Raw genomic sequence first — 25,182 nt, forward strand, 5'->3', positions numbered from 1 at the left:
CTTATTTCTCCTGACTGACCGTCGCGCAAATCAAATTGATACCGCGAGCCTGAATCTGATCCCGTGCCTCCTGCGGCAGGCGATCATCGGTGATTAGGGTATGGACGCTGCTCCATGGCAGCTCCAGGTTTGGAATCTTGCGGCCGATCTTGTCGGCCTCGACCATCACGATCACTTCCCGCGCCACCTCCGCCATCACCCGGCTCAAGCCGAGCAGCTCATTGAAGGTGGTGGTGCCACGCACCAGATCGATGCCGTCGGCACCGATGAACAATTGATCGAAGTCGTAGGAGCGTAGTACCTGCTCGGCGACCTGGCCCTGAAAGGATTCCGAATGGGGATCCCAGGTGCCGCCGGTCATCAGCAGGACCGGTTCATGTTCGAGTTCGCTCAGCGCATTGGCGACATGCAGGGAATTGGTCATCACCACCAGCCCCGGTTGCTGGCCGAGCTCGGGAATCATCGCGGCTGTGGTGCTGCCGCTGTCGATGATGATGCGGGCGTGTTCGCGAATGCGTGTAACCGCAGCGCGGGCAATCGCCTGCTTGTATTTGGAAACATTCTGGCTGACATCGGCCACCAGTTCTTGGGGCATGGTGATCGCTCCGCCATAACGGCGCAGCAGCAGACCATGGCTTTCCAGCGCGGCCAGATCCTTGCGAATCGTAACTTCCGACGTTTCGAAACGCTTGGCGAGTTCATCGACACTGACTTCGCCCTGCTCATTGAGCAAGGCCAGAATGTTGTGGCGACGTTGGGGTGTGTTGCGTTTCGACATGGTGCGATAAGTTTCGATTCGAAAGATAATGAAAGTAATCAAAACCTATCGAAGCAAAACCGTCAAGCCGACGATGAAAAAAAATCGCTGCCCGAGGGCAGCGATCTTTCAGATTGAAGCGCTGTGGATAACTCAGCTCTTCTTGATCTTCTCCGGTCGCTTCCAGCCATCGATGTTCTTCTGCCGCGCTCGACCGACGGCCAATTGGGCGTTATCCACATTCTGAGTGATGGTCGAACCGGCCGCCGTGGTGGCACCGGCAGAGATATCCACAGGTGCCACCAACGAATTGTTGGAGCCGATGAACACATCTTCGCCCAACACGGTTTTCCACTTGTTGGCGCCATCGTAATTGCAGGTGATGGTGCCGGCGCCGATGTTGGTGCGGGCACCAATCTCGGCATCCCCCAGATAAGTCAGGTGTCCGGCCTTGGCGCCCTCACCCATACGGGCGTTCTTCAGTTCGACGAAGTTACCCACATGGGCACGGGCTTCGAGCACAGTGCCTGGACGCAGTCGGGCAAACGGGCCGGCGTCGCTGTTTTCACCCAGCACCGCGCCTTCGATATGAGAGTTGGCCTTGATCACCACACCCTTGCGCAGGGTGCTGTCCTTGATCACGCAGTTCGGGCCGATCACCACGTCGTCTTCGATGACGACTTTGCCTTCGAGAATCACGTTGATGTCGATCAGCACATCGCGCCCGATGGTCACTTCGCCACGCACGTCAAAGCGGGCCGGGTCGCGCAGAGTCACGCCCTGCGCCATCAGGCGACGACCGGCACGCAACTGATAATGACGCTCCAGTTCGGACAGTTGCTTGCGATCGTTGGCGCCCTGCACTTCCATCGGATCGTGGGGCTGCTCGGTCGCGACCACCAGGCCGTCACCGACCGCCATTTCAATCACGTCGGTCAGGTAATACTCACCCTGGGCGTTGTTGTTCGACAGGCGCCCCATCCAGTCAGCCAGATGGCTGGCAGGTACCGCGAGAATCCCGGTATTGCCTTCGGTGATCGCGCGTTGAGCTTCAGTGGCGTCCTTGTGCTCGACAATGGCCGCGACCTTGCCGCTGGCATCACGCACGATGCGACCATAACCGGTCGGATCGTCCAGTTCGACGGTCAGCAACCCCATCTGGCCGGGAACGACGTGCTTGAGCAGACGCTGCAGGGTTTCGACTTCGATCAGCGGCACGTCACCGTAGAGGATCAGAACGGTATCGGACGTGATGAACGGTACGGCCTGGGCAGTCGCATGGCCGGTACCCAATTGCTTGTCCTGCAGGACGAAATTGAGGTCATCGGCAGCCAGACGTTCGCGTACCACATCAGCGCCGTGGCCGATGACAACGTGGATGCGCTGCGGATCGAGCTGACGAGCGCTGTGGATAACATGACCGAGCATGGAATCGCCGGCAATCGGGTGCAGCACTTTCGGCAGTGCCGAACGCATGCGTGTGCCTTGACCGGCCGCGAGGATTACGATTTCAAGAGACATGACTGGCTACCAATCCTGGGTGGTCAGCAACTGCGACCGGGTTTGTAGAATTCTGAAAAGAAAAAAGGGTAGCCGAGGCTACCCTTTTTTATCAATCGCACAACAAGTGGCTGGCGGATTAACCGCCAAACTTCTTGCGGATCTGCTGGACGGTGCGCAGCTGAGCTGCAGCCTCGGCCAGACGTGCGGACGCAGCTCCGTAGTCGAAATCTGCGCTCTTCTCATGCAGAGCGGCCTCGGCAGCCTTGAGAGCTGCCTGAGCCTGAGCTTCATCCAGGTCGGCGGCACGTTGCACGGTATCGGCAAGCACCTTGACCATGTTCGGCTGAACCTCGAGGAAACCACCGGAGATGTAGAACACCTCGGCTTCCCCGCCTTGCTTGATCAGGCGGATCGGACCCGGCTTGAGATTCGTGATCAGCGGCGCGTGACCCAGAGCGATACCAAGATCACCCAGAGCACCGTGCGCAATCACCATCTCGACCAGGCCGGAAAAGATTTCTCCTTCCGCGCTGACGATATCGCAATGGACTGTCATAGCCATCTGATTGCCTCAACCTAAATGAGCGCCCGTTGCCGGGCGCCGGGATTACAGTTTCTTGGCTTTCTCGATCGCTTCTTCGATGCCGCCGACCATGTAGAACGCTTGTTCTGGCAGGTGGTCGTAGTCACCGTTGAGGATGCCTTTGAAGCCAGCAATGGTGTCTTTCAGGGAAACGTATTTACCCGAAGCACCGGTGAAGACTTCAGCCACGAAGAACGGCTGCGACAAGAAGCGCTGGATCTTACGAGCACGGTTTACCAACTGCTTGTCGGCTTCCGACAGCTCGTCCATACCCAGGATCGCGATGATGTCCTTCAGCTCTTTGTAACGCTGCAGCACATACTGAACACCACGAGCGGTCTCGTAGTGATCGTTGCCGATCACGTTCGGGTCCAGCTGACGCGAAGTCGAGTCCAGTGGGTCTACCGCCGGGTAGATACCCAGGGAAGCGATGTCACGGGACAGAACGACGGTGGCATCCAGGTGAGCAAACGTGGTCGCTGGCGACGGGTCAGTCAAGTCGTCCGCTGGTACGTATACGGCCTGGATCGAAGTAATCGAACCTTGCTTGGTCGAAGTGATGCGCTCTTGCAGCACGCCCATCTCTTCAGCCAGGGTCGGCTGGTAACCTACTGCCGAAGGCATACGGCCCAGCAGTGCGGATACTTCGGTACCGGCCAGGGTGTAACGATAGATGTTGTCGACGAACAGCAGAACGTCGTTACCTTCGTCACGGAACTTCTCGGCCATGGTCAGGCCGGTCAGCGCTACGCGCAGACGGTTTCCTGGTGGCTCGTTCATCTGACCGTAGACCAAGGCTACTTTGTCGAGAACGTTGGAGTCCTTCATCTCGTGGTAGAAGTCGTTACCCTCACGAGTACGCTCACCCACACCGGCGAACACGGAATAACCGCTGTGCTCGATGGCGATGTTACGGATCAGTTCCATCATGTTTACGGTTTTGCCTACACCGGCACCACCGAACAGACCAACTTTACCGCCCTTGGCGAACGGGCAAACCAGGTCGATAACCTTGATGCCGGTTTCCAGCAGCTCATTGCCGCCAGCTTGTTCTGCGAAGGAAGGAGCGGCGCGGTGGATCCCCCAGCGCTCTTCTTCGCCGATCGGGCCAGCTTCGTCGATCGGGTTGCCCAGTACGTCCATGATCCGGCCCAGAGTCGCTTTACCGACCGGTACGGAAATGGCTGCGCCAGTGTTGTTGACGTCCAGACCGCGCTTCAAGCCTTCGGTGGAGCCCATCGCAATGGTACGAACCACGCCGTCGCCCAGCTGCTGCTGAACTTCCAGAGTGGTTTCGGCGCCTTGAACCTTCAAGGCGTCGTAGATGCTCGGTACGCTGTCGCGTGGAAATTCCACGTCGATAACGGCGCCGATGATTTGAACGATACGTCCGCTACTCATAGCTGGATCCTCTGAATATTTGAACCGTTAAACCGCGGCAGCGCCGCCGACGATTTCCGAGATCTCTTGGGTGATCGCAGCCTGACGCGCCTTGTTGTAGATCAGCTGCAAATCGCTGATCAAATCACCGGCGTTGTCGGTAGCGTTCTTCATCGCGATCATCCGCGCAGCTTGTTCGGCCGCGTTGTTCTCGACCACCGCCTGGTACACCTGCGACTCCACGTAACGCACCATCAAGCCGTCAAGCAGCTCTTTGGCGTCTGGTTCGTAGAGGTAGTCCCAGTGGTGCTTGAGATCCTGATCCGGGGTCGCTACCAGTGGAATCAACTGCTCCACGGTAGGCTGTTGCGTCATGGTGTTGATGAACTTGTTGGATACCACGGACAGGCGGTCAATACGGCCGTCCAGATAGGCATCCAGCATCACCTTGACGCTGCCGATCAGATCATTGATCGACGGCTCTTCACCCAGGTGGCTGATAGCTGCAACGACGTTACCGCCGAAGTTGCGGAAAAAGGCCGCACCCTTGCTACCAACGACACACAGATCAATCTCGACGCCGTTTTCGCGGTTTACCGCCATGTCCTTGACCAGGGCCTTGAACAGGTTGGTGTTCAAGCCGCCGCACAGACCACGGTCACTGCTCACCACGACATAGCCGACGCGCTTGATGGCGCGGTCGATCATGAACGGATGGCGGTATTCCGGGTTGGCGTTGGCCAGATGCCCAATTACCTGGCGGATACGCTCCGCATAAGGACGGCTAGCAGCCATGCGCATTTGTGCCTTGCGCATTTTGCTGACCGCCACTTTTTCCATGGCGCTGGTAATTTTTTGCGTGCTTTTGATGCTCGCAATCTTACTGCGAATCTCTTTTGCGCCTGCCATGTAACACCTATCAGGTTAGCAAGCGGGAGCCTTGCGGCTCCCGCTGCGGCTTACCAGGTTTGGGTGGCCTTGAACTTCTCGATACCGGCTTTCAGGCCAGCGTCGATTTCGTCATTGAAGTCACCTTTAACGTTGATCTTGGCCATCAAATCGGCGTGATCGCGGTTGAAGAAAGCGATCAGCGCTTGTTCGAAGCTGCCGATCTTGGCGATTTCAATGTCAGTCAGGAACCCACGCTCAGCGGCATACAGCGACAGCGCCATGTCAGCGATCGACATAGGTGCGTATTGCTTCTGCTTCATCAGCTCGGTAACACGCTGACCATGCTCAAGTTGCTTGCGGGTCGCTTCGTCCAGGTCAGACGCGAACTGGGCGAATGCTGCCAGTTCACGGTACTGAGCCAGAGCGGTACGGATACCACCGGACAGCTTCTTGATGATCTTGGTCTGAGCGGCACCACCCACACGGGATACCGAAACACCGGCGTTCACTGCAGGACGGATGCCCGAGTTGAACATGGCCGATTCCAGGAAGATCTGACCGTCGGTGATGGAAATCACGTTGGTCGGAACGAACGCGGAAACGTCGCCAGCCTGGGTTTCGATGATCGGCAGTGCGGTCAGGGAACCGGTTTTGCCGGTCACTGCGCCGTTGGTGAACTTCTCTACGTACTCTTCCGAAACGCGGGATGCGCGCTCCAGCAGACGGGAGTGGAGATAGAAAACGTCGCCTGGGTAAGCTTCACGTCCTGGTGGACGGCGCAGCAGCAGGGAAATCTGGCGGTAAGCCACTGCTTGCTTGGACAGATCGTCATAAACGATCAGCGCGTCTTCACCGCGGTCGCGGAAGAATTCACCCATGGTGCAACCGGAGTACGGAGCTAGGAATTGCAGTGCTGCAGATTCCGAAGCGCTCGCTGCAACGATGATGGTGTTAGCCAGTGCACCGTTTTCTTCCAGCTTGCGAACCACGTTGGCGATGGTCGATTGCTTCTGACCGATTGCCACGTAGACGCAGAAAATGCCGCTGTCTTTCTGATTGATGATCGCGTCGATCGCCAGAGCGGTCTTACCGATCTGACGGTCACCGATGATCAGCTCACGCTGGCCACGGCCGACAGGGATCATGGCATCGACAGCCTTGTAGCCAGTCTGTACAGGCTGGTCTACCGACTTACGCCAGATCACGCCCGGAGCAACTTTCTCGACCGCGTCGGTCTCGGTGTTGCCCAGTGGACCTTTGCCGTCAACAGGGTTACCCAGTGCATCGACAACGCGGCCCAGCAGTTCCTTACCAACCGGAACTTCGAGGATGCGGCCGGTGCACTTGGCGCTCATGCCTTCAGCCAGAGTCGTGTATGCGCCCAGTACAACGGCACCTACGGAGTCTTGCTCCAGGTTGAGGGCCATACCGTAGACGCCGCCCGGAAACTCGATCATCTCGCCGTACATGACGTCGGCCAGACCGTGAATCCGCACGATACCGTCAGATACGCTGACGACAGTGCCTTCGTTACGGGCTTGGGAGGTCACATCGAGTTTTTCGATGCGGCCCTTGATAATTTCACTTATTTCGGAAGGATTGAGTTGCTGCATTGCTCTGCTGCCCCTTCAAACTCAAGATTTCAATGCTTCGGCAAGTTTCGCGATTTTGCCGCGAATCGAGCCATCGATAACCAGGTCGCCGGCGCGGATAACGACACCACCTATGAGGGCAGCGTCCTCCGCAACTTGCAGGCGCACTTCCCGGTTGAGTCGTGCACTGAGAACCTTGGCGAGTTTGTCTTGCTGTTCTTGGTTCAATGCAAAAGCACTGGTCACTTCAACGTCTACCGATTTCTCTTGTTCGGCCTTGTACAGGTCGAATAGAGCAGCGATCTCCGGCAGAAGCGGGAGACGGTCGTTTTCGGCAACGACATTGATGAAGTTCTGTGCCTTGGCATCAAACTTGTCGCCGCACACGTCAATGAACGTGGCGGCCTTTTCTGCGCTCGTCAGTCGCGGGGCCTTGAGCACGCGCTGCATGGTGTCGTCTTGCGACACCGCTGCAGCCAGGCCGAGCATGGCTGACCAATTGGCCAGTTGCTGGTGGGCCTGAGCGTGCTCGAAGGCCGCCTTAGCGTAAGGTCGGGCCAACGTGGTCAGTTCTGCCATGATCGCCCTCGCTTAGATTTCAGCAGCCAGTTGGTTAACCAGCTCTGCGTGCGCGTTTTGATCGATTGTGGCACCCAGGATCTTCTCGGCGCCGCCGACAGCCAGCAAGCCCACTTGGGCGCGCAGCTTGTCTTTGACACTGTTCAGTTCCTGTTCGATCTCGGCTTGAGCCTGAACCTTCACACGGTCAGCGTCGACACGGGCCTTTTCAACGGCCTCTTCGACAATCTGGTTACCGCGTTTCTTGGCTTGCTCGATGATTTCAGCTGCCTGAGCTTTCGCTTCGCGCAGTTGCTGACCCGCTTTCTCTTGGGCCAACTCCAGGTCGCGAGCTGCACGGCTGGCAGCGTCCAGACCATCAGCGATCTTCTTTTGACGTTCGTGCAGAGCTGCGATGACCGGAGGCCATACGAACTTCATGCAGAACAGTACAAAAATCAGGAACGCAACGGACTGGCCAATCAGGGTCGCATTAATGTTCACGCCAACACCTCGCAGTTACGTTGTCCATCACACCAAATCACTCGGAAAATCCGAATGATTAGCCAGCGATTTGACCAACGAACGGGTTCGCAAAGGTGAAGAACAGAGCGATACCAACACCGATCATGGTTACGGCGTCGAGCAGACCGGCAACGATGAACATTTTAACTTGCAGCATTGGAACCATTTCTGGCTGACGCGCTGCGCCTTCCAGGAACTTGCCGCCCAGCAGGCCGAAACCAATTGCGGTACCCAGTGCGCCCAGGCCGATCAACAGTGCAACAGCGATAGCGGTTAGACCAACTACAGTTTCCATCTTTCCTCCCGACTTTTACGTCGTATGGTTTAGGTTTTTTAGATTAAAGCGGTAAAACAAATCGTTTCATGGTGCCCCGTGAGGAGCCCCTCCCCGTTTTACCGGGAAGGACATCAGACTAGTCGAGACTGGTCTTAATGGTTTTCTTCGTGCGCCATCGACAGGTAGACGATGGTCAGCATCATGAAGATGAACGCCTGCAGGGTGATGATCAGGATGTGGAACACAGCCCACGCCCACTGCAGGACAACGCCCAGGCCGCTGAGCCAGAGCAGGCCGCTGCCGAACATCACAGCGATCAGGATGAACACCAGCTCGCCGGCATACATGTTGCCGAACAGACGCAGAGCCAGAGAGATCGGTTTGGCGATCAGGGTCACGAATTCCAGCAGGAAGTTCACCGGGATCAGCAGCGCCTGAACGAAGATGTTCTTGCTGCCGAACGGGTGCAGGGTCAGCTCGCCGATGAAGCCGCCGAGGCCCTTGACCTTGATGCTATAGAAAATGATCAGTGCGAAAACCGAGAACGCCATGCCCAGGGTCGCGTTCGGGTCGGTAGTCGACACGGCACGGAACGGGATGTGGTGGTCGCCGGAGATCAGGATGGCCAACTGAGGAATCCAGTCGACCGGTACCAGGTCGACGGCGTTCATCAGGAACACCCATACGAAGATGGTCAGTGCCAGCGGTGCGATCACCGGGCTACGGCCATGGAAGCTGTCTTTCACGCTGCCATCGACGAATTCGACCAGGACTTCAACGAAGTTCTGCAGTGCGCCTGGCTGACCGGAAGTCGCCTTCTTGGCCGCCATGCGGAAAAGAATGACGAAGATCAGGCCCAATGCGACCGACCAGCCGAGGGTATCGACGTGGAAAGCCCAGAAGCCCATTTCCTTGGCTTCTGCTGCGGAGTGGGCAAAGCCCCAGCCGCCGTTGGGTAGCTGACCGAAGGTCAGGTTCTGCAAGTGGTGCTGGATATAGCCCGAAGCGGTTGTTTCTGCCATGGTTGCCTCAAACGCCCTAAGGTCTCGAAAGTCTTGTTCTCATCAGCAGGGGAGCGAACCAGCTGACCGACTGAGTCAGCACGAAGGCGCCGAATACAGCGATCGGCGCCAGTGGCTTCACACCTGCAAACACCAGTGCAAACAGCACTGCCGTCAAAATCAGTTTGCCTGCCTCGCCGGCATAGAAAGACCGGACGATGGACTGGGCTGCTCGGGCGCCGGAAAACCGAAATGCCTTGTGAGCGAAATAAACATTGGGCAGCAAGGCTATCAGGCCTCCGCAAAGTCCCGAGTATCCGGCAACGACTCCGTGCCATTGCCAGAGCGCCAAAGCGGCAATGAGCAAAATGACAAATTGAGCCATTAACACCGGAAAAACCGCCAGGCGATGGAACGGCAGGCGGTTTGGCTTGCGGGTTTCCATCACTATTGCTCTCCAATGGTCGGCTGCCGAAATTCAATAACTTGGCATAATTTGTGCCGACAAAATGCGCGCAGAGTATAGGGGCGGTTCTGCCCCTATTCAACTGTCAGGTAGTGATTTCCGACTGCGCGCTACAAGAGGAATTGTTTCAGCGGATGTGTGCGAGCACACCTTGAAGCTCATCGAGGGAGTTGTAACCAATCACCAACTGACCCTTTCCCTTCTTCCCGTGGCGGATCTGCACCGCAGAGCCTAGGCGCTCGGCCAGACGCTGCTCGAGGCGGGCAATATCCGGGTCCGGTTTTGCAGGTTCCACAGGCTCGGGTTTGCCGCTCAGCCACTGACGAACCAGTGCCTCAGTCTGGCGCACGGTAAGACCGCGTGCGACAACATGTCGCGCCCCTTCCACCTGCTGATTGTCCGGCAGACCGAGCAACGCACGGGCATGACCCATTTCCAGGTCGCCATGGGACAGCATGGTCTTGATGACTTCTGGCAGCGCAATCAGGCGCAACAGGTTGGCCACGGTGACGCGGGACTTACCCACAGCCTCGGCGACCTGTTGCTGGGTGAGCTGGAATTCCTGCTGCAAGCGCTGCAGGGCTACCGCTTCTTCGATCGGATTGAGGTCTTCGCGCTGGATGTTCTCGATCAGCGCAATGGCGATCGCGGTTTCATCCGGCACGTCGCGAACCATCGCAGGAATGGTTTCCTGCCCGGCCTGCTGACTTGCGCGCCAGCGACGTTCACCGGCGATGATCTCGAAACGACCACCGCCAATCGGGCGAACCACGATCGGCTGCATCACGCCCTGGGCCTTGATCGACTGCGCCAGCTCTTCCAGCGCCTGCGGATCCATGTCCCGGCGTGGCTGATACTTGCCGCGTTGCAGCAGGTCCAACGGCAGGTGCTGCAACTCACGGCTGTCAGCCTGCGCCGCCTGTTCTTCCAGCGAGCTGACAGTCGGACCGCTCAGCAGTGCATCCAGTCCTCGTCCGAGACCTCGTTTCTTGACGGCCATGGGGATTCCTTAAGTTGGCTGAGCAGCGGCGATGCGTGAATTTTTGCGCTGACGGCGAACCATCTCGCCCGCCAGGGCCAGATAGGCCAGCGCGCCACGCGATTGCTTGTCGTAGGCCAGCGCCGGCATGCCGTAGCTAGGGGCTTCGGCCAGGCGGATGTTGCGCGGGATCACCGTGTCGTACAACTGATCGCCGAAGTGTTCCTTGAGCTGGGCCGATACATCGTTCATCAGGCTCAGGCGGGGGTCATACATGGTCCGCAGCAGGCCTTCGACTTTCAGGTTCGGGTTCAGCAATTCGGCGATGCGCTTGATGTTATCCACAAGGTCGCTCAAACCTTCGAGCGCAAAGTACTCGCACTGCATGGGGATAATGACCCCGTCAGCGGCAACCAGCGCATTCAGCGTGAGCATCGACAGCGACGGCGGGCAGTCGATCAGAATGTAATCGTAGTTTTCACGGATCGGCGCCAGCGCGCTGCGCAGACGGCTTTCCTTCATCTGCATTTCCAGCAGAACCACTTCGGCCGCTGTCAGGTCGCGGTTGGCCGGCAGCAGTTGATAACCGCCGTGTTCGGAGTAGTGCATGGCCTGGGCCAGATCGCATTCGCCGATCAGCAGGTCGTAGACCGAGTTTTCCAGGCCATGTTTATCCACACCGCTACCCATGGTGGCGTTGCCCTGTGGATCGAGATCGATCAACAGCACCCGGCGCTTGGTCGCGACCAGGGATGCTGCGAGGTTGATGCAGGTGGTGGTCTTGCCCACACCACCCTTCTGGTTCGCTATCGCGAATACCTTAGCCATTCTTGCTTGTGTTCCCAATCATGCCGTGCGGCGCAGTATCAGCAGATGGCGTTGGCCTTGGCAACCGGGTACGGCCAGGGCGTGTTCGCTATCGAGTTTGAAGTCTGCCGGCAATGCTACCAGCTCATCGGCCGGATGAACGCCCTTCATTGCCAGCCAGCGCGTATCGGCGTCGCCGAGGTGGCGAGTCCAGTTGGTGAAGTTCTCCATGCTGCTGAATGCCCGGGAAATGATCCCGTTGAATGCCTGTGCAGGCTGGAACGCTTCGACGCGACTGTGGATAACTTGCAGGTTGTCCAGTTTGAGTTCGAGTTTGACCTGAGTCAGGAAGCGGGTTTTCTTGCCGTTGCTGTCCAGGCAGGTCACTTGCGAGTCCGGATACAGGATCGCCAAAGGGATCCCCGGCATGCCGCCGCCGCTGCCGACGTCCAGCCAGCGACCGTTTTCGATGAACGACATCACACTGAGGCTATCGAGCAAGTGACGGGACACCATTTCATCCGGATCGCGAACGGCGGTCAGGTTGTAGGCCTGGTTCCATTTGATCAACAGGGCGAGATAGCCCAGCAGCAATTCGTGCTGGGTTTCAGTGAGATTGACACCGAGCTCGCGGGCTCCTGTGGATAACTCTTCGGCGTGTTGCGAAGTGACCTTAGAACTCAAGCGCTTTGCTCCAACTGACGGCCCGCGCCGCGTTTCTTCAAATGAATCATCAACAGCGAAATCGCTGCCGGGGTCACACCCGGGATCCGCGAAGCCTGGCCCAGCGTCTCGGGACGTGTGGTACCCAGCTTGCTCTGGATCTCCTTGGAGAGACCGGAAATGTTGGTGTAATCGATATCCACAGGCAGTTTCGTGTCTTCGCTTGCACGCAGACGGGCGATTTCGTCCTGTTGACGGTCGATGTAACCGGCGTATTTGGTCTTGATCTCGACCTGTTCGGCGACCTGTGGATCTTCGGCGCCCTGCCCGGTTACTTCGACCAGACCAGCGTAGTCGATTTCCGGACGGCTCAAGAGATTGAGCAAGTTGTATTCGTGAGTCAGCGGAGTGCCGAATTTTTCTGCAATTGCATCGCCCTGCTGGGTGCCCGGGCGAACCCAGGTGCTTTTCAGACGCTGCTCTTCCAGCTCGATGTTTTCGCGCTTCTTGCAGAACGCCGCCCAACGCGCGTCATCGACCAGACCCAGTTCGCGACCTTTTTCAGTCAGACGCAGGTCGGCGTTGTCCTCACGCAGGATCAGGCGGTACTCGGCACGGGAAGTGAACATGCGGTACGGCTCTTGAGTACCGAGGGTAATCAGGTCGTCGACCAATACCCCGATGTACGCTTCATCGCGACGCGGGCACCAGGCTTCTTTGCCCTTCGCACGAAGTGCAGCGTTCGCACCAGCCAGCAAACCCTGGGCGCCGGCTTCTTCGTAACCGGTGGTGCCGTTGATCTGGCCAGCGAAAAACAGACCGCCGATTACTTTGGTTTCCAGGCTGTACTTCAGGTCGCGAGGATCGAAGTAGTCGTATTCGATCGCATAACCCGGACGCACGATGTGCGCGTTTTCCATGCCGCGAATCGATTGCACGATCTGCAATTGCACGTCGAACGGCAGGCTTGTGGATATCCCGTTCGGATACAGCTCATGGGTGGTCAGGCCTTCCGGCTCGATGAACACCTGATGGCTTTCCTTGTCGGCAAAGCGGTGGATCTTGTCTTCGATGGACGGGCAGTAACGCGGGCCGATGCCTTCGATCTCGCCTGCAGCGGAATACATCGGCGAACGGTCGAGGTTTGCCGCGATGATTTCGTGGGTACGGGCGTTGGTGTGGGTAATCCAGCAACTGACTTGCCGTGGATGTTGTTCCTTGTTGCCCATGAACGACATCACCGGGATCGGCGTATCACCTGGTTGCTCGGTCATCACCGAGAAATCCACAGACTTGCCGTCGATACGCGGAGGCGTACCGGTTTTCAGGCGACCGACACGCAGCGGCAGTTCACGCAAACGATGCGCCAGGGCGATCGATGGCGGGTCACCGGCGCGACCGCCGGAAAAATTCTGCAAACCGATGTGGATAAGTCCGCCCAGGAAAGTACCGGTGGTCAACACAACGGAATCGGCGAAGAAACGCAGACCCATTTGCGTAACGACACCGCGTACTTGTTCCTGCTCGACAATCAGATCGTCGGCGGCTTGTTGAAATATCCACAGGTTCGGTTGGTTTTCCAGGATTTCGCGGACAGCTGCCTTGTAAAGAATCCGGTCGGCCTGTGCACGGGTTGCACGTACGGCAGGGCCTTTACGGCTGTTCAACACGCGAAACTGGATGCCACCCAGATCGGTAGCGATGGCCATCGCGCCGCCGAGGGCATCGATTTCCTTGACCAGATGGCTTTTGCCAATGCCGCCGATGGCCGGGTTGCAACTCATGGCACCGAGGGTTTCCACGTTATGCGTCAGCAGAAGGGTTTTTGCACCCATGCGTGCTGAGGCCAGTGCTGCCTCGGTACCGGCATGACCGCCGCCGATGACGATCACTTCAAAACGGGAAGGGAAATCCACCACGCACCTCGTGCCTGCTTAAGTAGGTAATTCAGGAATAGTTTGAGATCAGGTTTCTGGACCTGGTCGACAAGTATAGGGACTTCGCCCTTCCTAAAGAACCCTTTGCACAAAATTTAACCAGCTGTGGAGAACTCGCGGTTAAAAGAATAAAAAAGAGAGAAATTTATAAAACCTTTGTTTTAAAGCTTATTCTTACTGCCCATGCTTTCTGTGGATAGATTGCTACAGACCTTTATTTTCAATATGTACAGAGATTTAAAACCCTGTGTCCATGGAGCCATGAGGCCCTTGGATAACCGGTGTAAGCCTGTGGATGAATGGTGCGGTTATCCACAGATGCAGTTATGTTCAGTTTCCAGGCCCTGTTATCAACTGCCCTCAGCGGCAGTTATTCACAGGGCTTAATCCACAGAAATCGGATGAATGAGCATGCTGCGGACAGGGGAAATCCGCTCAGGGAGAAGGAATTTGCCCGGCACTGGAAGGGAAGGAATGCGAAAAGGAGAAACAGACAGGTCGCGAATGGACCTGCCTGTGGACAACGGAAGGGTTATTTACCGATGCAGAAGCTGGAAAAGATCCGCCCGAGCAGATCATCGGAGCTGAACGCCCCGGTAATTTCCCCGAGGAACTGCTGAGCCTGACGTAGATCTTCTGCCAACAGTTCGCCAGCCCCTGCCAGAGTCAGCTGTGCACGACCGTGCTCCAGGGCCGCGCTGGCATGACGCAGTGCTTCCAGGTGACGACGGCGTGCGCTGAAGCTGCTCTCTGAGGTCTGTTCGTAGCCCATGCAGGCCTTGAGGTGATCACGCAGCAGATCCAGGCCTTCGCCGGCAGCCTTGGCGCTCAGACTGATAGTTACGTGCCCATCGTCGCTGACTTCCAGGGCTATCGCTTCACCGGTGAGATCCGCTTTATTGCGAATCAGGGTGACCTTTGCCGGATCTGGTCGGGTTTCGAGGAATTCAGGCCACAACGCGAACGGGTCGGCCGCCTCCGGGGCCGTGGCATCGACCACCAACAGCACCCGATCGGCTTCGCCAATGGCTTTCAACGCACGTTCGACGCCGATTTTTTCCACATGGTCGTCGGTATCGCGCAATCCGGCGGTGTCTACGACATGCAGCGGCATGCCATCGATGTGGATATGTTCGCGCAGGATATCCCGGGTCGTGCCGGCGATTTCCGTCACGATGGCGGCTTCTCGCCCGGCCAGTGCGTTCAGCAAGCTGGATTTGCCGGCATTCGGACGACCGGCAATCACCACCGTCATGCCATCACGCAGCAGCGCACCCTGCCCGGCTTCACGTAGTACGGTGGATAACTCGCCGCGTACCTTGTCGAGCATGCTCAATACATGGCCATCGGCAAGGAAGTCGATCTCTTCTTCCGGGAAATCGATGGCTGCCTCGACGTAAATCCTCAGACCGATCAGTTGTTCGGTGAGGTTATGCACACGCTGGGAAAACGCGCCCTGCAAGGAACGCAAAGCATTGCGTGCAGCCTGTGCAGAACTGGCTTCGATCAGATCGGCAATGGCCTCGGCCTGAGCCAGGTCGAGTTTGTCATTGAGGAAGGCGCGTTCGCTGAACTCACCCGGCCGCGCCAGTCGGCAACCCAGTTCCAGGCAACGCTTGAGCAGCATGTCGAGGACGATCGGACCGCCGTGGCCCTGCAGTTCCAGCACATCTTCACCGGTGAAAGAGTTCGGCCCGGGGAAATACAGCGCCAGACCTTCATCCAGCACCTGTTGATCGTCACTGAAGAAGGGGCCGTAGTGGGCAAATCGGGGCTTCAGCTCGCGGCCGCTGATGGCTTTGGCCGCAACGCTGGCCAGCGGCCCGGAAATTCGAACGATGCCCACGCCGCCACGGCCCTGGGCGGTAGCGACGGCTGCGATGGTTTCACGAGGTGCGCTCATAAACCGGTATCCAGACAAAAATGGCAGATAGCAAAACGCCCCACTAGGGGGCGTTTTGAGTGGTGTTATCCACAGAGTAAGTTACGCCTCGGCTTTTTTCGTCGCCGCTTCGATCTTACGCGTGATGTACCACTGTTGAGCAATCGACAGGCAGTTGTTCACAACCCAGTACAGCACCAGACCCGCCGGGAACCACAGGAAGAAGAAGGTGAAGATGATAGGCATCATTTTCATCACCTTGGCCTGCATCGGATCCGGAGGAGTCGGGTTCAGACGCTGCTGGATGAACATGGTCGCGCCCATGATGATCGGCAGGATGAAGAACGGATCCTTGATCGACAGGTCGGTAATCCACAGCATGAACGGCGCCTGGCGCATTTCCACGCTTTCCAGCAGAACCCAGTACAGCGAAAGGAAAACCGGCATCTGAACCAGGATCGGCAAGCAGCCACCCAGTGGATTGATCTTCTCTTTCTTGTACAGCTCCATCATGGCTTGCGACATTTTCTGCCGGTCATCGCCATGTTGCTCTTTCAGTGCAGCCAGTTTCGGCGCCACGGCACGCATGCGGGCCATCGACTTGTAGCTGGCAGCCGACAGAGGGAAGAAAATCCCCTTGATCAGCATGGTCAGGAAGATGATCGACCAGCCCCAGTTGCCGACGATGGCGTGGATATGTTGCAGCAGCCAGAAGATTGGCTGGGCAATGAACCACAGAATGCCGTAGTCGACGGTCAGTTCCAGACCTGGGGACAACTCTTTCAGCACTGCCTGGCTTTTCGGACCGGCGTACAGAACAGCGCTGGTCTCGACTTTTGCACCCGGTGCAGCGGTCAACGAAGGACCGGTGTAACCGATGATGTAGTTGCCTTTGCTGTCCTTACGGGTCTGGACGATGTTGTTTTCGCCCTTCGGAGCAACCCATGCAGTTACGAAGTAGTGTTGCAGCCAGGCTACCCAGCCACCGGTGACGGTTTCCTTGAGCTGACCTTTGTCCATGTCTTTCATGGACACTTTCTTGTACGGCTCGGAACTTGTCCACAGGGCGGCGCCAAGGTAAGTCGCAGTGCCAGTAGCAGTGGTCGACGAAGGATCGGCACTTGCATCGCGTTTCAGCTGGGCAAACATCGAACCGGACCAAGGCTGAGCGCTCTGGTTGTCGATCAGATAAGTCACGGTCACGTCATACAGGCCACGTTTCAGGGTGAAACGCTTGATGTAGTTGACGCCGTCCTTGCTGAACTTCAGGTCGACGACCAATTGGTCCTGACCGTCAGCCAGTTGATAACTTTTCTTCTCCGACGCGTAAACCGGACGACCGGCCGGGCTTGCGTCCGGACCGTTGGCGCCGATCAGACCGCTTTGTGCCAGGTAAGTACGCTCGCCGCCGTTGTCGAACAGCTGGAACGGAACATCCGGACGATCCTGACGACGCGGATACAGTGGCAAGGTCAGTTGCGCAACGTCACCGCCCTGTGGATCGATCGCCAGATCGAGCACGTCGGTTTTGATCTGGATCAGATCCTTGCTGGCGGCGACCGGTGTTTCGGCAGGTGCGCTAGTATCGCTTGCGGCGCGCGGAATATCGTCACTGGCTGCAGCGCTATTGCCAGTGGCTGTGTCCGGCAAACCGGATGTAGTCGTACTGGAAGCAACATTCTGAGTCGGCAGGGCAGCCTGGCCGTAGTCCTGGTTCCATTTAAGAACCATGACGTAGGACACGATTGCCAGGGCGACGATCAGGATCGTGCGTTTGATATCCATGATTACTCGGCCATCGAAGAAGAACGGGAGGTAGGGATAGGTGGAACCGGGTCATAACCACCGGGATTCCACGGATGACAGCGACCTAAACGACGAAAGGTCAGCCAGCCACCGCGCAGAAGGCCATGATTTTCGATGGCTTCCAACGCGTAGCAGGAACAACTGGGGTAGAAACGACAGTGATCAGCCATCAGGGGACTAATGGCGTAGCGATAAAACTGGATCGGAACGAGTGCCAGTTTACGCATCAGGACTGTCTACCCCTACAGTTTCGGTTTTGACTGCTGGTACCGGCTTGTTACGTGCCAGACGCTTCCAGAGTTTGCCGAAATGCTGAATCAATTCGGGGTTTTCTACGTCACCCAAACCTTTGCGCGCGACGATCACAATGTCCCAGCCGACCAGTGAATCCTGGTGCAGGCGAAACGATTCGCGCATCAGACGTTTGAGGCGATTGCGCTCGACGGAGAGCTTTACGCTCTTTTTCCCGATGACCAGCCCGAGACGGGGGTGATCGAGATCGTTGTTGCGCGCAAGGAGCAGGAGATTTTTCCCCGGAACCTTGCCGGTAGGGGAGTCAAAGACTGCCTTGAAATGCCGGGGAGTAAGCAGACGCTTTTCCCGACTGAAGTCCTGACTCACCTCCAGTGCCGGATTATCAAACTGCCAGACGTGCGCGGCCTTTGGCGCGACGACGCGACAGTACGGCACGACCGTTCTTGGTAGCCATGCGAGCACGGAAACCGTGGGTACGAGCGCGTTTGATAGTGCTTGGTTGGAAAGTACGTTTCATGTCGTGTTACCTGGTTCGTCCACAACGGGCCGGAATGGCCCCCGTTTTAAGAGACCGGGGATTCTAGAGAAAGCAAGGCAATAGGTCAATTTCCAACCAACGTTTCCTTATAAATAGATCTCCGATGCCTCCAGGATCGAAACCTTGTACGCCAGACATAAAAATAAAGAAGGGAATTATTTAAAGCTTTTCTGTAAAGCTTGTAAAAGCTGGGACGGCCCTCTTCTGTGGATAACTGCTCTGAGACCTTGTTCCGCGTGATGTACAGAGAATGACAACTACGGTGGAAAACCGTGTTCAGCCTGTGCTGCGCTGTCGGATAACCTGTGTGTGGAAAGTGCTGTTATCCACAGGCGCGTTATCCACCGAGTTTCGCCCCCACTTGTCCAGTGCCCTCAGTTACGGTTATCCACAGAGCTTATTCACACACCGTCGGTCGCTTTTTCACCGGTTAAGGCATTGATAAATCATGTCCACCGGGCAACCTGCATGTGGATAAGTGAACGTCCCGCCGCTACAATGGCCGCTTGTTTTTGCCTCACCGGCTTTCAACTTAGGGGATTTCCGTGTCAGTGGAACTTTGGCAGCAGTGCGTGGAGCTTTTGCGCGAAGAGCTGCCAGCCCAACAATTCAACACCTGGATCCGTCCATTACAGGTCGAAGCCGAAGGCGACGAGTTGCGTGTCTACGCACCGAACCGTTTTGTTCTGGACTGGGTCAACGAAAAGTACCTGGGACGCGTCCTCGAACTGCTGGATGAGCATGGCAACGGCTTGGCGCCGTCGCTCTCCTTATTAATAGGCAGCAAGCGCAGTTCTGCACCGCGTGCCGCGCCGAATGCACCGTTGGCCGCCGCTGCTGCATCCCTGGCTCAGGCCAATGCCGCACCCGTCAGCGCTCCGGCACCAGCATCGGCTCCAACCCCGGCTAAGCGTGCGACGCAAAAAACCGAGGAAGTCAGCGAAGAGCCGTCCCGCGACAGCTTCGACCCGATGGCCGGCGCGGCTTCTCAGCAAGCGCCAGTGCGTGCCGAACAGCGTACCGTCCAGGTCGAAGGCGCGCTCAAGCACACCAGCTACCTGAACCGCACCTTTACCTTCGAGAACTTCGTCGAAGGTAAATCCAACCAGCTCGCCCGTGCGGCGGCCTGGCAAGTGGCAGACAACCCCAAGCACGGCTACAACCCGCTCTTCCTTTATGGCGGCGTCGGTCTGGGTAAAACCCACTTGATGCACGCGGTGGGTAACCATCTATTAAAGAAGAATCCGAATGCCAAGGTCGTGTACCTGCATTCCGAGCGTTTCGTGGCCGACATGGTCAAGGCGCTGCAACTGAACGCGATCAACGAGTTCAAGCGCTTCTACCGTTCGGTTGACGCCTTGCTGATCGACGACATTCAGTTCTTCGCCCGTAAGGAACGTTCCCAGGAAGAGTTTTTCCACACCTTCAATGCCCTGCTTGAAGGTGGCCAGCAGGTCATTCTCACCAGTGATCGCTACCCGAAAGAAATCGAAGGCCTTGAAGAGCGCCTCAAATCCCGCTTCGGCTGGGGCCTGACGGTCGCCGTCGAGCCGCCGGAGCTGGAAACCCGTGTAGCCATCTTGATGAAGAAGGCTGACCAGGCCAAAGTCGAGTTGCCACACGATGCGGCGTTCTTCATTGCCCAGCGTATTCGCTCCAACGTCCGTGAGCTGGAAGGCGCGCTGAAGCGCGTGATCGCCCACTCGCACTTCATGGGCCGCGACATCACCATCGAGTTGATTCGCGAATCCCTGAAAGATCTGTTGGCATTGCAGGACAAACTGGTCTCTGTGGATAACATTCAGCGCACCGTCGCCGAGTACTACAAGATCAAGATCTCCGACTTGCTGTCCAAGCGCCGTTCGCGCTCGGTCGCTCGTCCGCGTCAGGTCGCCATGGCACTGTCCAAGGAACTGACCAACCACAGCCTGCCGGAAATCGGCGATGTGTTTGGCGGTCGTGACCACACGACGGTGTTGCACGCCTGCCGCAAGATCAACGAGCTTAAGGAATCCGACGCGGACATCCGCGAGGACTACAAGAACCTGCTGCGTACTCTGACCACTTGATGAACACCAGCGCAGCTTATTAAGGCAAGGGACTAGACCATGCATTTCACCATTCAACGCGAAGCCCTGTTGAAACCCCTGCAACTGGTCGCAGGCGTCGTCGAGCGCCGACAGACCTTGCCGGTACTGTCCAACGTGCTGCTGGTTGTCGATGGCCAGCAACTGTCGCTGACCGGTACCGACCTGGAAGTCGAACTGGTCGGTCGCGTGCAACTCGAGGAGCCGGCTGAAACGGGCTCCATCACTGTGCCTGCGCGCAAGCTGATGGATATCTGCAAAAGCCTGCCAAACGATGCGCTGATCGACATCAAGGTTGACGAGCAGAAGCTGGTGGTGAAAGCCGGCCGTAGCCGTTTCACCCTGTCGACCCTGCCGGCCAATGACTTCCCGACTGTGGAAGAAGGCCCGGGCTCGCTGACCACCAGCCTGGATCAAAGCAAGCTTCGTCGCCTGATCGAACGCACCAGTTTCGCCATGGCCCAACAGGACGTGCGTTACTACCTCAACGGCATGCTGCTGGAAGTCTCGACCGGTGTAATCCGTGCCGTGGCCACCGATGGTCACCGTCTGGCGATGTGCTCGATGCAGGCCGACATCGGTCAGCAGGATCGTCATCAGGTGATCGTGCCGCGTAAAGGTATTCTCGAACTGGCACGTCTGCTCACCGAGCCGGACGGCAACGTCAGCATCGTCCTGGGTCAGCACCACATCCGTGCGACCACTGGCGAATTCACGTTCACCTCGAAATTGGTGGACGGCAAGTTCCCGGATTACGAGCGCGTTCTGCCGAAAGGCGGCGACAAGCTGGTTCTCGGCGATCGCCAGGCGCTGCGCGAAGCGTTCAGCCGTACTGCAATTCTGTCCAACGAGAAGTACCGCGGCATCCGTCTGCAACTGGCCAGCGGTCAGTTGAAAATCCAGGCCAATAACCCGGAGCAGGAAGAAGCGGAAGAAGAAGTGGGCGTGGAATACAACGGCGGCTCCCTGGAAATCGGCTTCAACGTCAGCTATCTGCTCGATGTGCTGGGCGTGATGACCACCGAGCAGGTTCGCCTGATTCTGTCCGACTCCAACAGCAGTGCGCTGGTGCAAGAGTCCGACAATGACGATTCGGCTTACGTTGTCATGCCGATGCGTCTGTAATCAGCTGACTCTGGATGTCGCTAAGTCGCGTCTCGGTCACCGCGGTGCGCAATCTGCACCCGGTGACCTTCTCCCCCTCCCCCCGAATCAATATTCTTTACGGCGCCAACGGCAGCGGCAAAACCAGTGTTCTGGAAGCCATTCATCTGCTGGGGCTTGCCCGTTCGTTTCGTAGCACCCGGCTATTACCGGTCATCCAGTATGAACAGCTTGCCTGTACCGTATTCGGTCAGGTCGAGCTTGCCGAAGGTGGCCACAGTGCATTGGGGATCTCTCGCGATCGTCAGGGGGAATTCCAGATCCGCATCGACGGTCAGAATGCCCGCAGTGCCGCGCAACTGGCGGAGATCCTGCCGCTGCAGTTGATCAACCCCGACAGCTTCCGTCTGCTGGAAGGTGCGCCAAAGATTCGCCGGCAGTTTCTCGACTGGGGCGTATTCCACGTCGAGCCGCGGTTCATGGCCACATGGCAGCGTTTGCAGAAGGCCTTGCGCCAGAGAAACTCCTGGCTGCGGCATGGTACACTTGACGCCGTTTCGCAAGCGGTTTGGGACAGGGAACTGTGCCAGGCCAGCGCTGAAATCGATGAATACCGCCGCGCTTACATCAAAGCCTTGAAACCAGTCTTTGAACAAACCTTGAGCGAACTGGTTGAGCTCGAAGGTTTGACGCTCAGCTATTACCGAGGCTGGGACAAGGATCGGGAATTAAGTGCCGTACTTGCCGGATCCCTGCAGCGGGACCAGCAGATGGGTCATACCCAGGCCGGACCGCAACGCGCTGACTTGCGTCTTAGATTGGGCGCACACAATGCCGCGGACATCTTGTCCCGGGGTCAGCAAAAACTGGTGGTCTGTGCGTTGCGTATTGCCCAGGGACATCTGGTGAGCCAGGCCCGACGCGGCCAGTGTATTTATCTGGTGGATGACTTGCCGTCCGAGCTGGACGAGAGCCACCGTCGTGCGCTGTGCCGCTTGCTGGAAGACTTACGCTGCCAGGTTTTTATTACCTGTGTAGATCACGAATTATTGAGGGAAGGCTGGCAGACGGAAACGCCAGTCGCTCTGTTCCACGTGGAACAGGGCCGTATCACCCAGACCCACGACCATCGGGAGTGAAGGCATTGAGCGAAGAAAATACGTACGACTCATCGAGCATTAAAGTGCTGAAAGGCCTGGATGCCGTGCGCAAACGTCCCGGTATGTACATTGGTGACACCGACGATGGCAGCGGTCTGCACCACATGGTGTTCGAGGTGGTCGACAACTCGATCGACGAAGCCCTCGCCGGCCATTGCGATGACATCAGCATCATCATCCACCCGGATGAGTCCATTACCGTCAAAGATAACGGTCGTGGCATCCCGGTAGACGTGCACAAAGAGGAAGGCGTTTCCGCCGCCGAGGTCATCATGACCGTCCTCCACGCCGGCGGTAAGTTCGACGACAACTCCTACAAGGTGTCCGGCGGTCTGCACGGTGTAGGTGTTTCGGTAGTAAACGCGCTGTCCGAAGAGCTGGTCCTGACCGTTCGCCGCAGCGGCAAAATCTGGGAGCAGACCTACGTCCACGGCGTACCTCAAGCGCCGATGGCGATCGTTGGCGACAGCGAAACCACCGGTACCCAGATTCACTTCAAGGCTTCCAAGGAAACCTTCAAGAACATTCACTTCAGCTGGGACATCCTGGCCAAGCGTATTCGTGAACTGTCCTTCCTCAACTCCGGTGTCGGTATCGTCCTCAAGGACGAGCGCAGCGGCAAGGAAGAGCTGTTCAAGTACGAAGGCGGCCTGCGTGCGTTCGTTGAATACCTGAACACCAACAAGACTGCGGTCAACCAGGTGTTCCACTTCAACATCCAGCGTGAAGACGGCATCGGCGTGGAAATCGCCCTGCAGTGGAACGACAGCTTCAACGAGAACCTGTTGTGCTTCACCAACAACATTCCACAGCGCGACGGCGGCACCCACCTGGTGGGCTTCCGTTCCGCACTGACGCGTAACCTGAACAACTACATCGAGCAGGAAGGTCTGGCGAAGAAACATAAAGTCGCCACCACCGGTGACGATGCCCGCGAAGGCCTGACCGCGATCATCTCGGTGAAGGTGCCGGATCCGAAGTTCAGCTCCCAGACCAAAGACAAGCTGGTGTCTTCCGAAGTGAAGACCGCGGTCGAACAGGAAATGGGTAAATACTTCTCGGACTTCCTGCTGGAAAACCCCAACGAGGCCAAGCTGGTCGTCGGCAAGATGATCGACGCCGCCCGTGCCCGTGAAGCGGCGCGCAAGGCCCGTGAGATGACCCGCCGCAAAGGTGCGCTGGACATCGCCGGTCTGCCGGGCAAACTGGCTGACTGCCAGGAAAAAGATCCTGCGTTGTCCGAACTGTACCTCGTGGAAGGTGACTCCGCGGGCGGCTCTGCCAAGCAGGGACGTAACCGCAAGACCCAGGCCATCCTGCCGCTGAAGGGCAAGATCCTCAACGTCGAGAAAGCCCGTTTCGACAAGATGATCTCGTCCCAGGAAGTGGGCACGCTGATCACCGCGCTGGGCTGCGGTATCGGTCGCGAAGAGTACAACATCGACAAGCTGCGCTATCACAACATCATCATCATGACCGATGCTGACGTCGACGGTTCGCACATCCGTACCCTGCTGCTGACCTTCTTCTTCCGTCAGTTGCCGGAGCTGATCGAGCGCGGCTACATCTACATCGCCCAACCGCCGCTGTACAAGGTCAAGAAAGGCAAGCAAGAGCAATACATCAAAGACGACGACGCCATGGAAGAGTACATGACGCAGTCGGCCCTGGAAGATGCGAGCCTGCACCTGAACGAAGACGCCCCGGGCATTTCCGGCGAAGCGCTGGAACGTCTGGTGAACGACTTCCGCATGGTGATGAAGACCCTCAAGCGTCTGTCGCGCCTGTACCCGCAGGAGCTGACCGAGCACTTCATTTACCTGCCGGCCGTCAGCCTGGAAATGCTCGGCGACCACGCCAAGATGCAAGATTGGCTGGCCCAGTACGAAGTCCGTCTGCGCACCGTCGAGAAGTCGGGCCTGGTCTACAAGGCCAGCCTGCGTGAAGACCGCGAACGTGGCGTGTGGCTGCCAGAGGTCGAACTGATCTCCCACGGCCTGTCGAACTACGTCACCTTCAACCGCGACTTCTTCGGCAGCAACGACTACAAGACCGTCGTCACCCTCGGCGCTCAACTGAGCACCCTGCTCGACGAAGGCGCGTACATCCAGCGTGGCGAGCGCAAGAAAGCGGTCACCGAGTTCAAGGAAGCCCTGGACTGGCTGATGGCCGAAAGCACCAAGCGCCACACCATCCAGCGATACAAAGGTCTGGGCGAGATGAACCCGGATCAGCTGTGGGAAACCACCATGGACCCAAGCGTGCGCCGCATGCTGAAAGTCACCATCGAAGACGCCATCGGCGCAGACCAGATCTTCAACACCCTGATGGGTGATGCGGTCGAACCTCGCCGTGACTTCATCGAAAGCAATGCTCTGGCGGTGTCCAACCTGGATTTCTGATCCCGGTCGGCACCAACGAAAAGGCCAAC

24 protein-coding genes are annotated in these 25,182 nt (G+C 57.5%); 4 read left to right on the top strand and 20 right to left on the bottom strand.

All coding sequences use genetic code 11. The features are described from left to right. Position 1 precedes the first annotated feature (1 nt). The 20 genes from CAF87_RS27200 to rpmH all read right to left on the bottom strand — a co-directional run bounded on the left by CAF87_RS27200 (position 2) and on the right by rpmH (position 18,379). The gene (locus CAF87_RS27200) at positions 2-778 is read right to left on the bottom strand and encodes a DeoR/GlpR family DNA-binding transcription regulator (RefSeq protein ID WP_085713102.1); all 777 of its coding nucleotides are present in this window, start codon (positions 776-778) and stop codon (positions 2-4) included. Positions 779-910: 132 nt separating this feature from the next. Then, on the bottom strand, positions 911-2,278 hold the full coding sequence (gene glmU / locus CAF87_RS27205; RefSeq protein ID WP_085733905.1) for a bifunctional UDP-N-acetylglucosamine diphosphorylase/glucosamine-1-phosphate N-acetyltransferase GlmU: 1,368 nt from the start codon (positions 2,276-2,278) through the stop codon (positions 911-913). A 118-nt stretch (positions 2,279-2,396) separates the two neighbouring features. After that, entirely contained in the window at positions 2,397-2,822 is a 426-nt protein-coding gene (locus CAF87_RS27210; RefSeq protein WP_007954164.1) for a F0F1 ATP synthase subunit epsilon, read from the bottom strand. Between the two features lie 45 nt (positions 2,823-2,867). Then, complete coding sequence (atpD, locus tag CAF87_RS27215) at positions 2,868-4,244, bottom strand: F0F1 ATP synthase subunit beta (RefSeq protein ID WP_007954162.1); 1,377 nt, start codon at positions 4,242-4,244, stop codon at positions 2,868-2,870. Positions 4,245-4,271: 27 nt separating this feature from the next. After that, the gene (gene atpG / locus CAF87_RS27220; protein WP_008084419.1) at positions 4,272-5,132 is read right to left on the bottom strand and encodes a F0F1 ATP synthase subunit gamma; all 861 of its coding nucleotides are present in this window, start codon (positions 5,130-5,132) and stop codon (positions 4,272-4,274) included. Between the two features lie 50 nt (positions 5,133-5,182). Continuing rightward, positions 5,183-6,727, bottom strand: coding sequence for a F0F1 ATP synthase subunit alpha (gene atpA / locus CAF87_RS27225; protein ID WP_085606310.1), 1,545 nt, complete (start codon positions 6,725-6,727; stop codon positions 5,183-5,185). Between the two features lie 21 nt (positions 6,728-6,748). Further along, positions 6,749-7,285, bottom strand: coding sequence for a F0F1 ATP synthase subunit delta (locus CAF87_RS27230; protein WP_007911956.1), 537 nt, complete (start codon positions 7,283-7,285; stop codon positions 6,749-6,751). A 12-nt stretch (positions 7,286-7,297) separates the two neighbouring features. After that, positions 7,298-7,768: a F0F1 ATP synthase subunit B gene (locus CAF87_RS27235; protein WP_007954149.1), complete on the bottom strand. Its 471-nt coding sequence runs from the start codon at positions 7,766-7,768 to the stop codon at positions 7,298-7,300. Positions 7,769-7,826: 58 nt separating this feature from the next. Then, positions 7,827-8,084, bottom strand: a complete 258-nt coding sequence (gene atpE, locus CAF87_RS27240) for a F0F1 ATP synthase subunit C (RefSeq protein WP_003097235.1) — start codon at positions 8,082-8,084, stop codon at positions 7,827-7,829. A 134-nt stretch (positions 8,085-8,218) separates the two neighbouring features. Continuing rightward, positions 8,219-9,088, bottom strand: a complete 870-nt coding sequence (gene atpB / locus CAF87_RS27245; protein WP_085733904.1) for a F0F1 ATP synthase subunit A — start codon at positions 9,086-9,088, stop codon at positions 8,219-8,221. A gap of 16 nt (positions 9,089-9,104) precedes the next feature. After that, positions 9,105-9,512 (bottom strand): F0F1 ATP synthase subunit I, encoded by a 408-nt coding sequence (locus tag CAF87_RS27250; protein ID WP_003229783.1) that lies wholly within the window; start codon positions 9,510-9,512, stop codon positions 9,105-9,107. Between the two features lie 148 nt (positions 9,513-9,660). Further along, positions 9,661-10,533 carry a ParB/RepB/Spo0J family partition protein gene (locus CAF87_RS27255; protein ID WP_011336720.1) on the bottom strand — a complete coding sequence of 291 codons (873 nt, stop codon included), beginning with the start codon at positions 10,531-10,533 and terminating at the stop codon, positions 9,661-9,663. Between the two features lie 9 nt (positions 10,534-10,542). Continuing rightward, entirely contained in the window at positions 10,543-11,340 is a 798-nt protein-coding gene (locus CAF87_RS27260; RefSeq protein WP_007954142.1) for a ParA family protein, read from the bottom strand. Positions 11,341-11,358: 18 nt separating this feature from the next. Then, positions 11,359-12,003: a 16S rRNA (guanine(527)-N(7))-methyltransferase RsmG gene (gene rsmG, locus CAF87_RS27265; protein WP_085733903.1), complete on the bottom strand. Its 645-nt coding sequence runs from the start codon at positions 12,001-12,003 to the stop codon at positions 11,359-11,361. Continuing rightward, positions 12,000-13,898 carry a tRNA uridine-5-carboxymethylaminomethyl(34) synthesis enzyme MnmG gene (mnmG, locus tag CAF87_RS27270; RefSeq protein WP_085733902.1) on the bottom strand — a complete coding sequence of 633 codons (1,899 nt, stop codon included), beginning with the start codon at positions 13,896-13,898 and terminating at the stop codon, positions 12,000-12,002. Before mnmG ends, rsmG begins: the two co-directional genes overlap by 4 nt. Positions 13,899-14,451: 553 nt before the next feature. Beyond that, positions 14,452-15,822 (bottom strand): tRNA uridine-5-carboxymethylaminomethyl(34) synthesis GTPase MnmE, encoded by a 1,371-nt coding sequence (mnmE, locus tag CAF87_RS27280; protein ID WP_085733900.1) that lies wholly within the window; start codon positions 15,820-15,822, stop codon positions 14,452-14,454. Positions 15,823-15,903: 81 nt separating this feature from the next. Continuing rightward, positions 15,904-17,586 (bottom strand): membrane protein insertase YidC, encoded by a 1,683-nt coding sequence (gene yidC, locus CAF87_RS27285; protein ID WP_085733899.1) that lies wholly within the window; start codon positions 17,584-17,586, stop codon positions 15,904-15,906. A gap of 2 nt (positions 17,587-17,588) precedes the next feature. After that, positions 17,589-17,834, bottom strand: coding sequence for a membrane protein insertion efficiency factor YidD (yidD, locus tag CAF87_RS27290; protein ID WP_010565858.1), 246 nt, complete (start codon positions 17,832-17,834; stop codon positions 17,589-17,591). Beyond that, on the bottom strand, positions 17,827-18,228 hold the full coding sequence (gene rnpA / locus CAF87_RS27295; protein WP_011336726.1) for a ribonuclease P protein component: 402 nt from the start codon (positions 18,226-18,228) through the stop codon (positions 17,827-17,829). Before rnpA ends, yidD begins: the two co-directional genes overlap by 8 nt. A 16-nt stretch (positions 18,229-18,244) precedes the next feature. Continuing rightward, entirely contained in the window at positions 18,245-18,379 is a 135-nt protein-coding gene (gene rpmH / locus CAF87_RS27300) for a 50S ribosomal protein L34 (RefSeq protein WP_003213577.1), read from the bottom strand. 566 nt (positions 18,380-18,945) lie between these two features. On the opposite strand from rpmH, the gene dnaA reads away from it, so the two are divergent. Genes dnaA through gyrB form a run of 4 tightly spaced genes read left to right on the top strand, consistent with a single transcriptional unit; the run spans position 18,946 to position 25,153 of the window. Next, positions 18,946-20,469 (top strand): chromosomal replication initiator protein DnaA, encoded by a 1,524-nt coding sequence (gene dnaA, locus CAF87_RS27305; protein WP_085733898.1) that lies wholly within the window; start codon positions 18,946-18,948, stop codon positions 20,467-20,469. Between the two features lie 39 nt (positions 20,470-20,508). Beyond that, positions 20,509-21,612, top strand: a complete 1,104-nt coding sequence (gene dnaN, locus CAF87_RS27310) for a DNA polymerase III subunit beta (RefSeq protein WP_085733897.1) — start codon at positions 20,509-20,511, stop codon at positions 21,610-21,612. Between the two features lie 14 nt (positions 21,613-21,626). Further along, complete coding sequence (gene recF / locus CAF87_RS27315; RefSeq protein ID WP_007911886.1) at positions 21,627-22,730, top strand: DNA replication/repair protein RecF; 1,104 nt, start codon at positions 21,627-21,629, stop codon at positions 22,728-22,730. A 5-nt stretch (positions 22,731-22,735) separates the two neighbouring features. Further along, positions 22,736-25,153, top strand: coding sequence for a DNA topoisomerase (ATP-hydrolyzing) subunit B (gene gyrB, locus CAF87_RS27320; RefSeq protein ID WP_085686140.1), 2,418 nt, complete (start codon positions 22,736-22,738; stop codon positions 25,151-25,153). Positions 25,154-25,182 lie beyond the last annotated feature (29 nt).

The organism is Pseudomonas sp. R38(2017), assembly GCF_002112395.1.
Classification (GTDB): domain Bacteria; phylum Pseudomonadota; class Gammaproteobacteria; order Pseudomonadales; family Pseudomonadaceae; genus Aquipseudomonas.

Excerpts from the sequence above, each read along its gene's own strand:
- rpmH (WP_003213577.1), bottom strand. The coding sequence starts at position 18,379 with ATGAAACGTACTTTCCAACCAAGCACTATCAAACGCGCTCGTACCCAC.
- atpE (WP_003097235.1), bottom strand. The coding sequence starts at position 8,084 with ATGGAAACTGTAGTTGGTCTAACCGCTATCGCTGTTGCACTGTTGATC.
- atpG (WP_008084419.1), bottom strand. The coding sequence starts at position 5,132 with ATGGCAGGCGCAAAAGAGATTCGCAGTAAGATTGCGAGCATCAAAAGC.
- CAF87_RS27210 (WP_007954164.1), bottom strand. The coding sequence starts at position 2,822 with ATGGCTATGACAGTCCATTGCGATATCGTCAGCGCGGAAGGAGAAATC.
- mnmE (WP_085733900.1), bottom strand. The coding sequence starts at position 15,822 with ATGAGCGCACCTCGTGAAACCATCGCAGCCGTCGCTACCGCCCAGGGC.
- CAF87_RS27260 (WP_007954142.1), bottom strand. The coding sequence starts at position 11,340 with ATGGCTAAGGTATTCGCGATAGCGAACCAGAAGGGTGGTGTGGGCAAG.
- yidD (WP_010565858.1), bottom strand. The coding sequence starts at position 17,834 with ATGCGTAAACTGGCACTCGTTCCGATCCAGTTTTATCGCTACGCCATT.
- CAF87_RS27250 (WP_003229783.1), bottom strand. The coding sequence starts at position 9,512 with ATGGAAACCCGCAAGCCAAACCGCCTGCCGTTCCATCGCCTGGCGGTT.
- CAF87_RS27200 (WP_085713102.1), bottom strand. The coding sequence starts at position 778 with ATGTCGAAACGCAACACACCCCAACGTCGCCACAACATTCTGGCCTTG.
- dnaN (WP_085733897.1), top strand. The coding sequence starts at position 20,509 with ATGCATTTCACCATTCAACGCGAAGCCCTGTTGAAACCCCTGCAACTG.
- glmU (WP_085733905.1), bottom strand. The coding sequence starts at position 2,278 with ATGTCTCTTGAAATCGTAATCCTCGCGGCCGGTCAAGGCACACGCATG.
- CAF87_RS27255 (WP_011336720.1), bottom strand. The coding sequence starts at position 10,533 with ATGGCCGTCAAGAAACGAGGTCTCGGACGAGGACTGGATGCACTGCTG.
- yidC (WP_085733899.1), bottom strand. The coding sequence starts at position 17,586 with ATGGATATCAAACGCACGATCCTGATCGTCGCCCTGGCAATCGTGTCC.
- recF (WP_007911886.1), top strand. The coding sequence starts at position 21,627 with ATGTCGCTAAGTCGCGTCTCGGTCACCGCGGTGCGCAATCTGCACCCG.
- atpA (WP_085606310.1), bottom strand. The coding sequence starts at position 6,727 with ATGCAGCAACTCAATCCTTCCGAAATAAGTGAAATTATCAAGGGCCGC.
- CAF87_RS27230 (WP_007911956.1), bottom strand. The coding sequence starts at position 7,285 with ATGGCAGAACTGACCACGTTGGCCCGACCTTACGCTAAGGCGGCCTTC.
- atpB (WP_085733904.1), bottom strand. The coding sequence starts at position 9,088 with ATGGCAGAAACAACCGCTTCGGGCTATATCCAGCACCACTTGCAGAAC.
- atpD (WP_007954162.1), bottom strand. The coding sequence starts at position 4,244 with ATGAGTAGCGGACGTATCGTTCAAATCATCGGCGCCGTTATCGACGTG.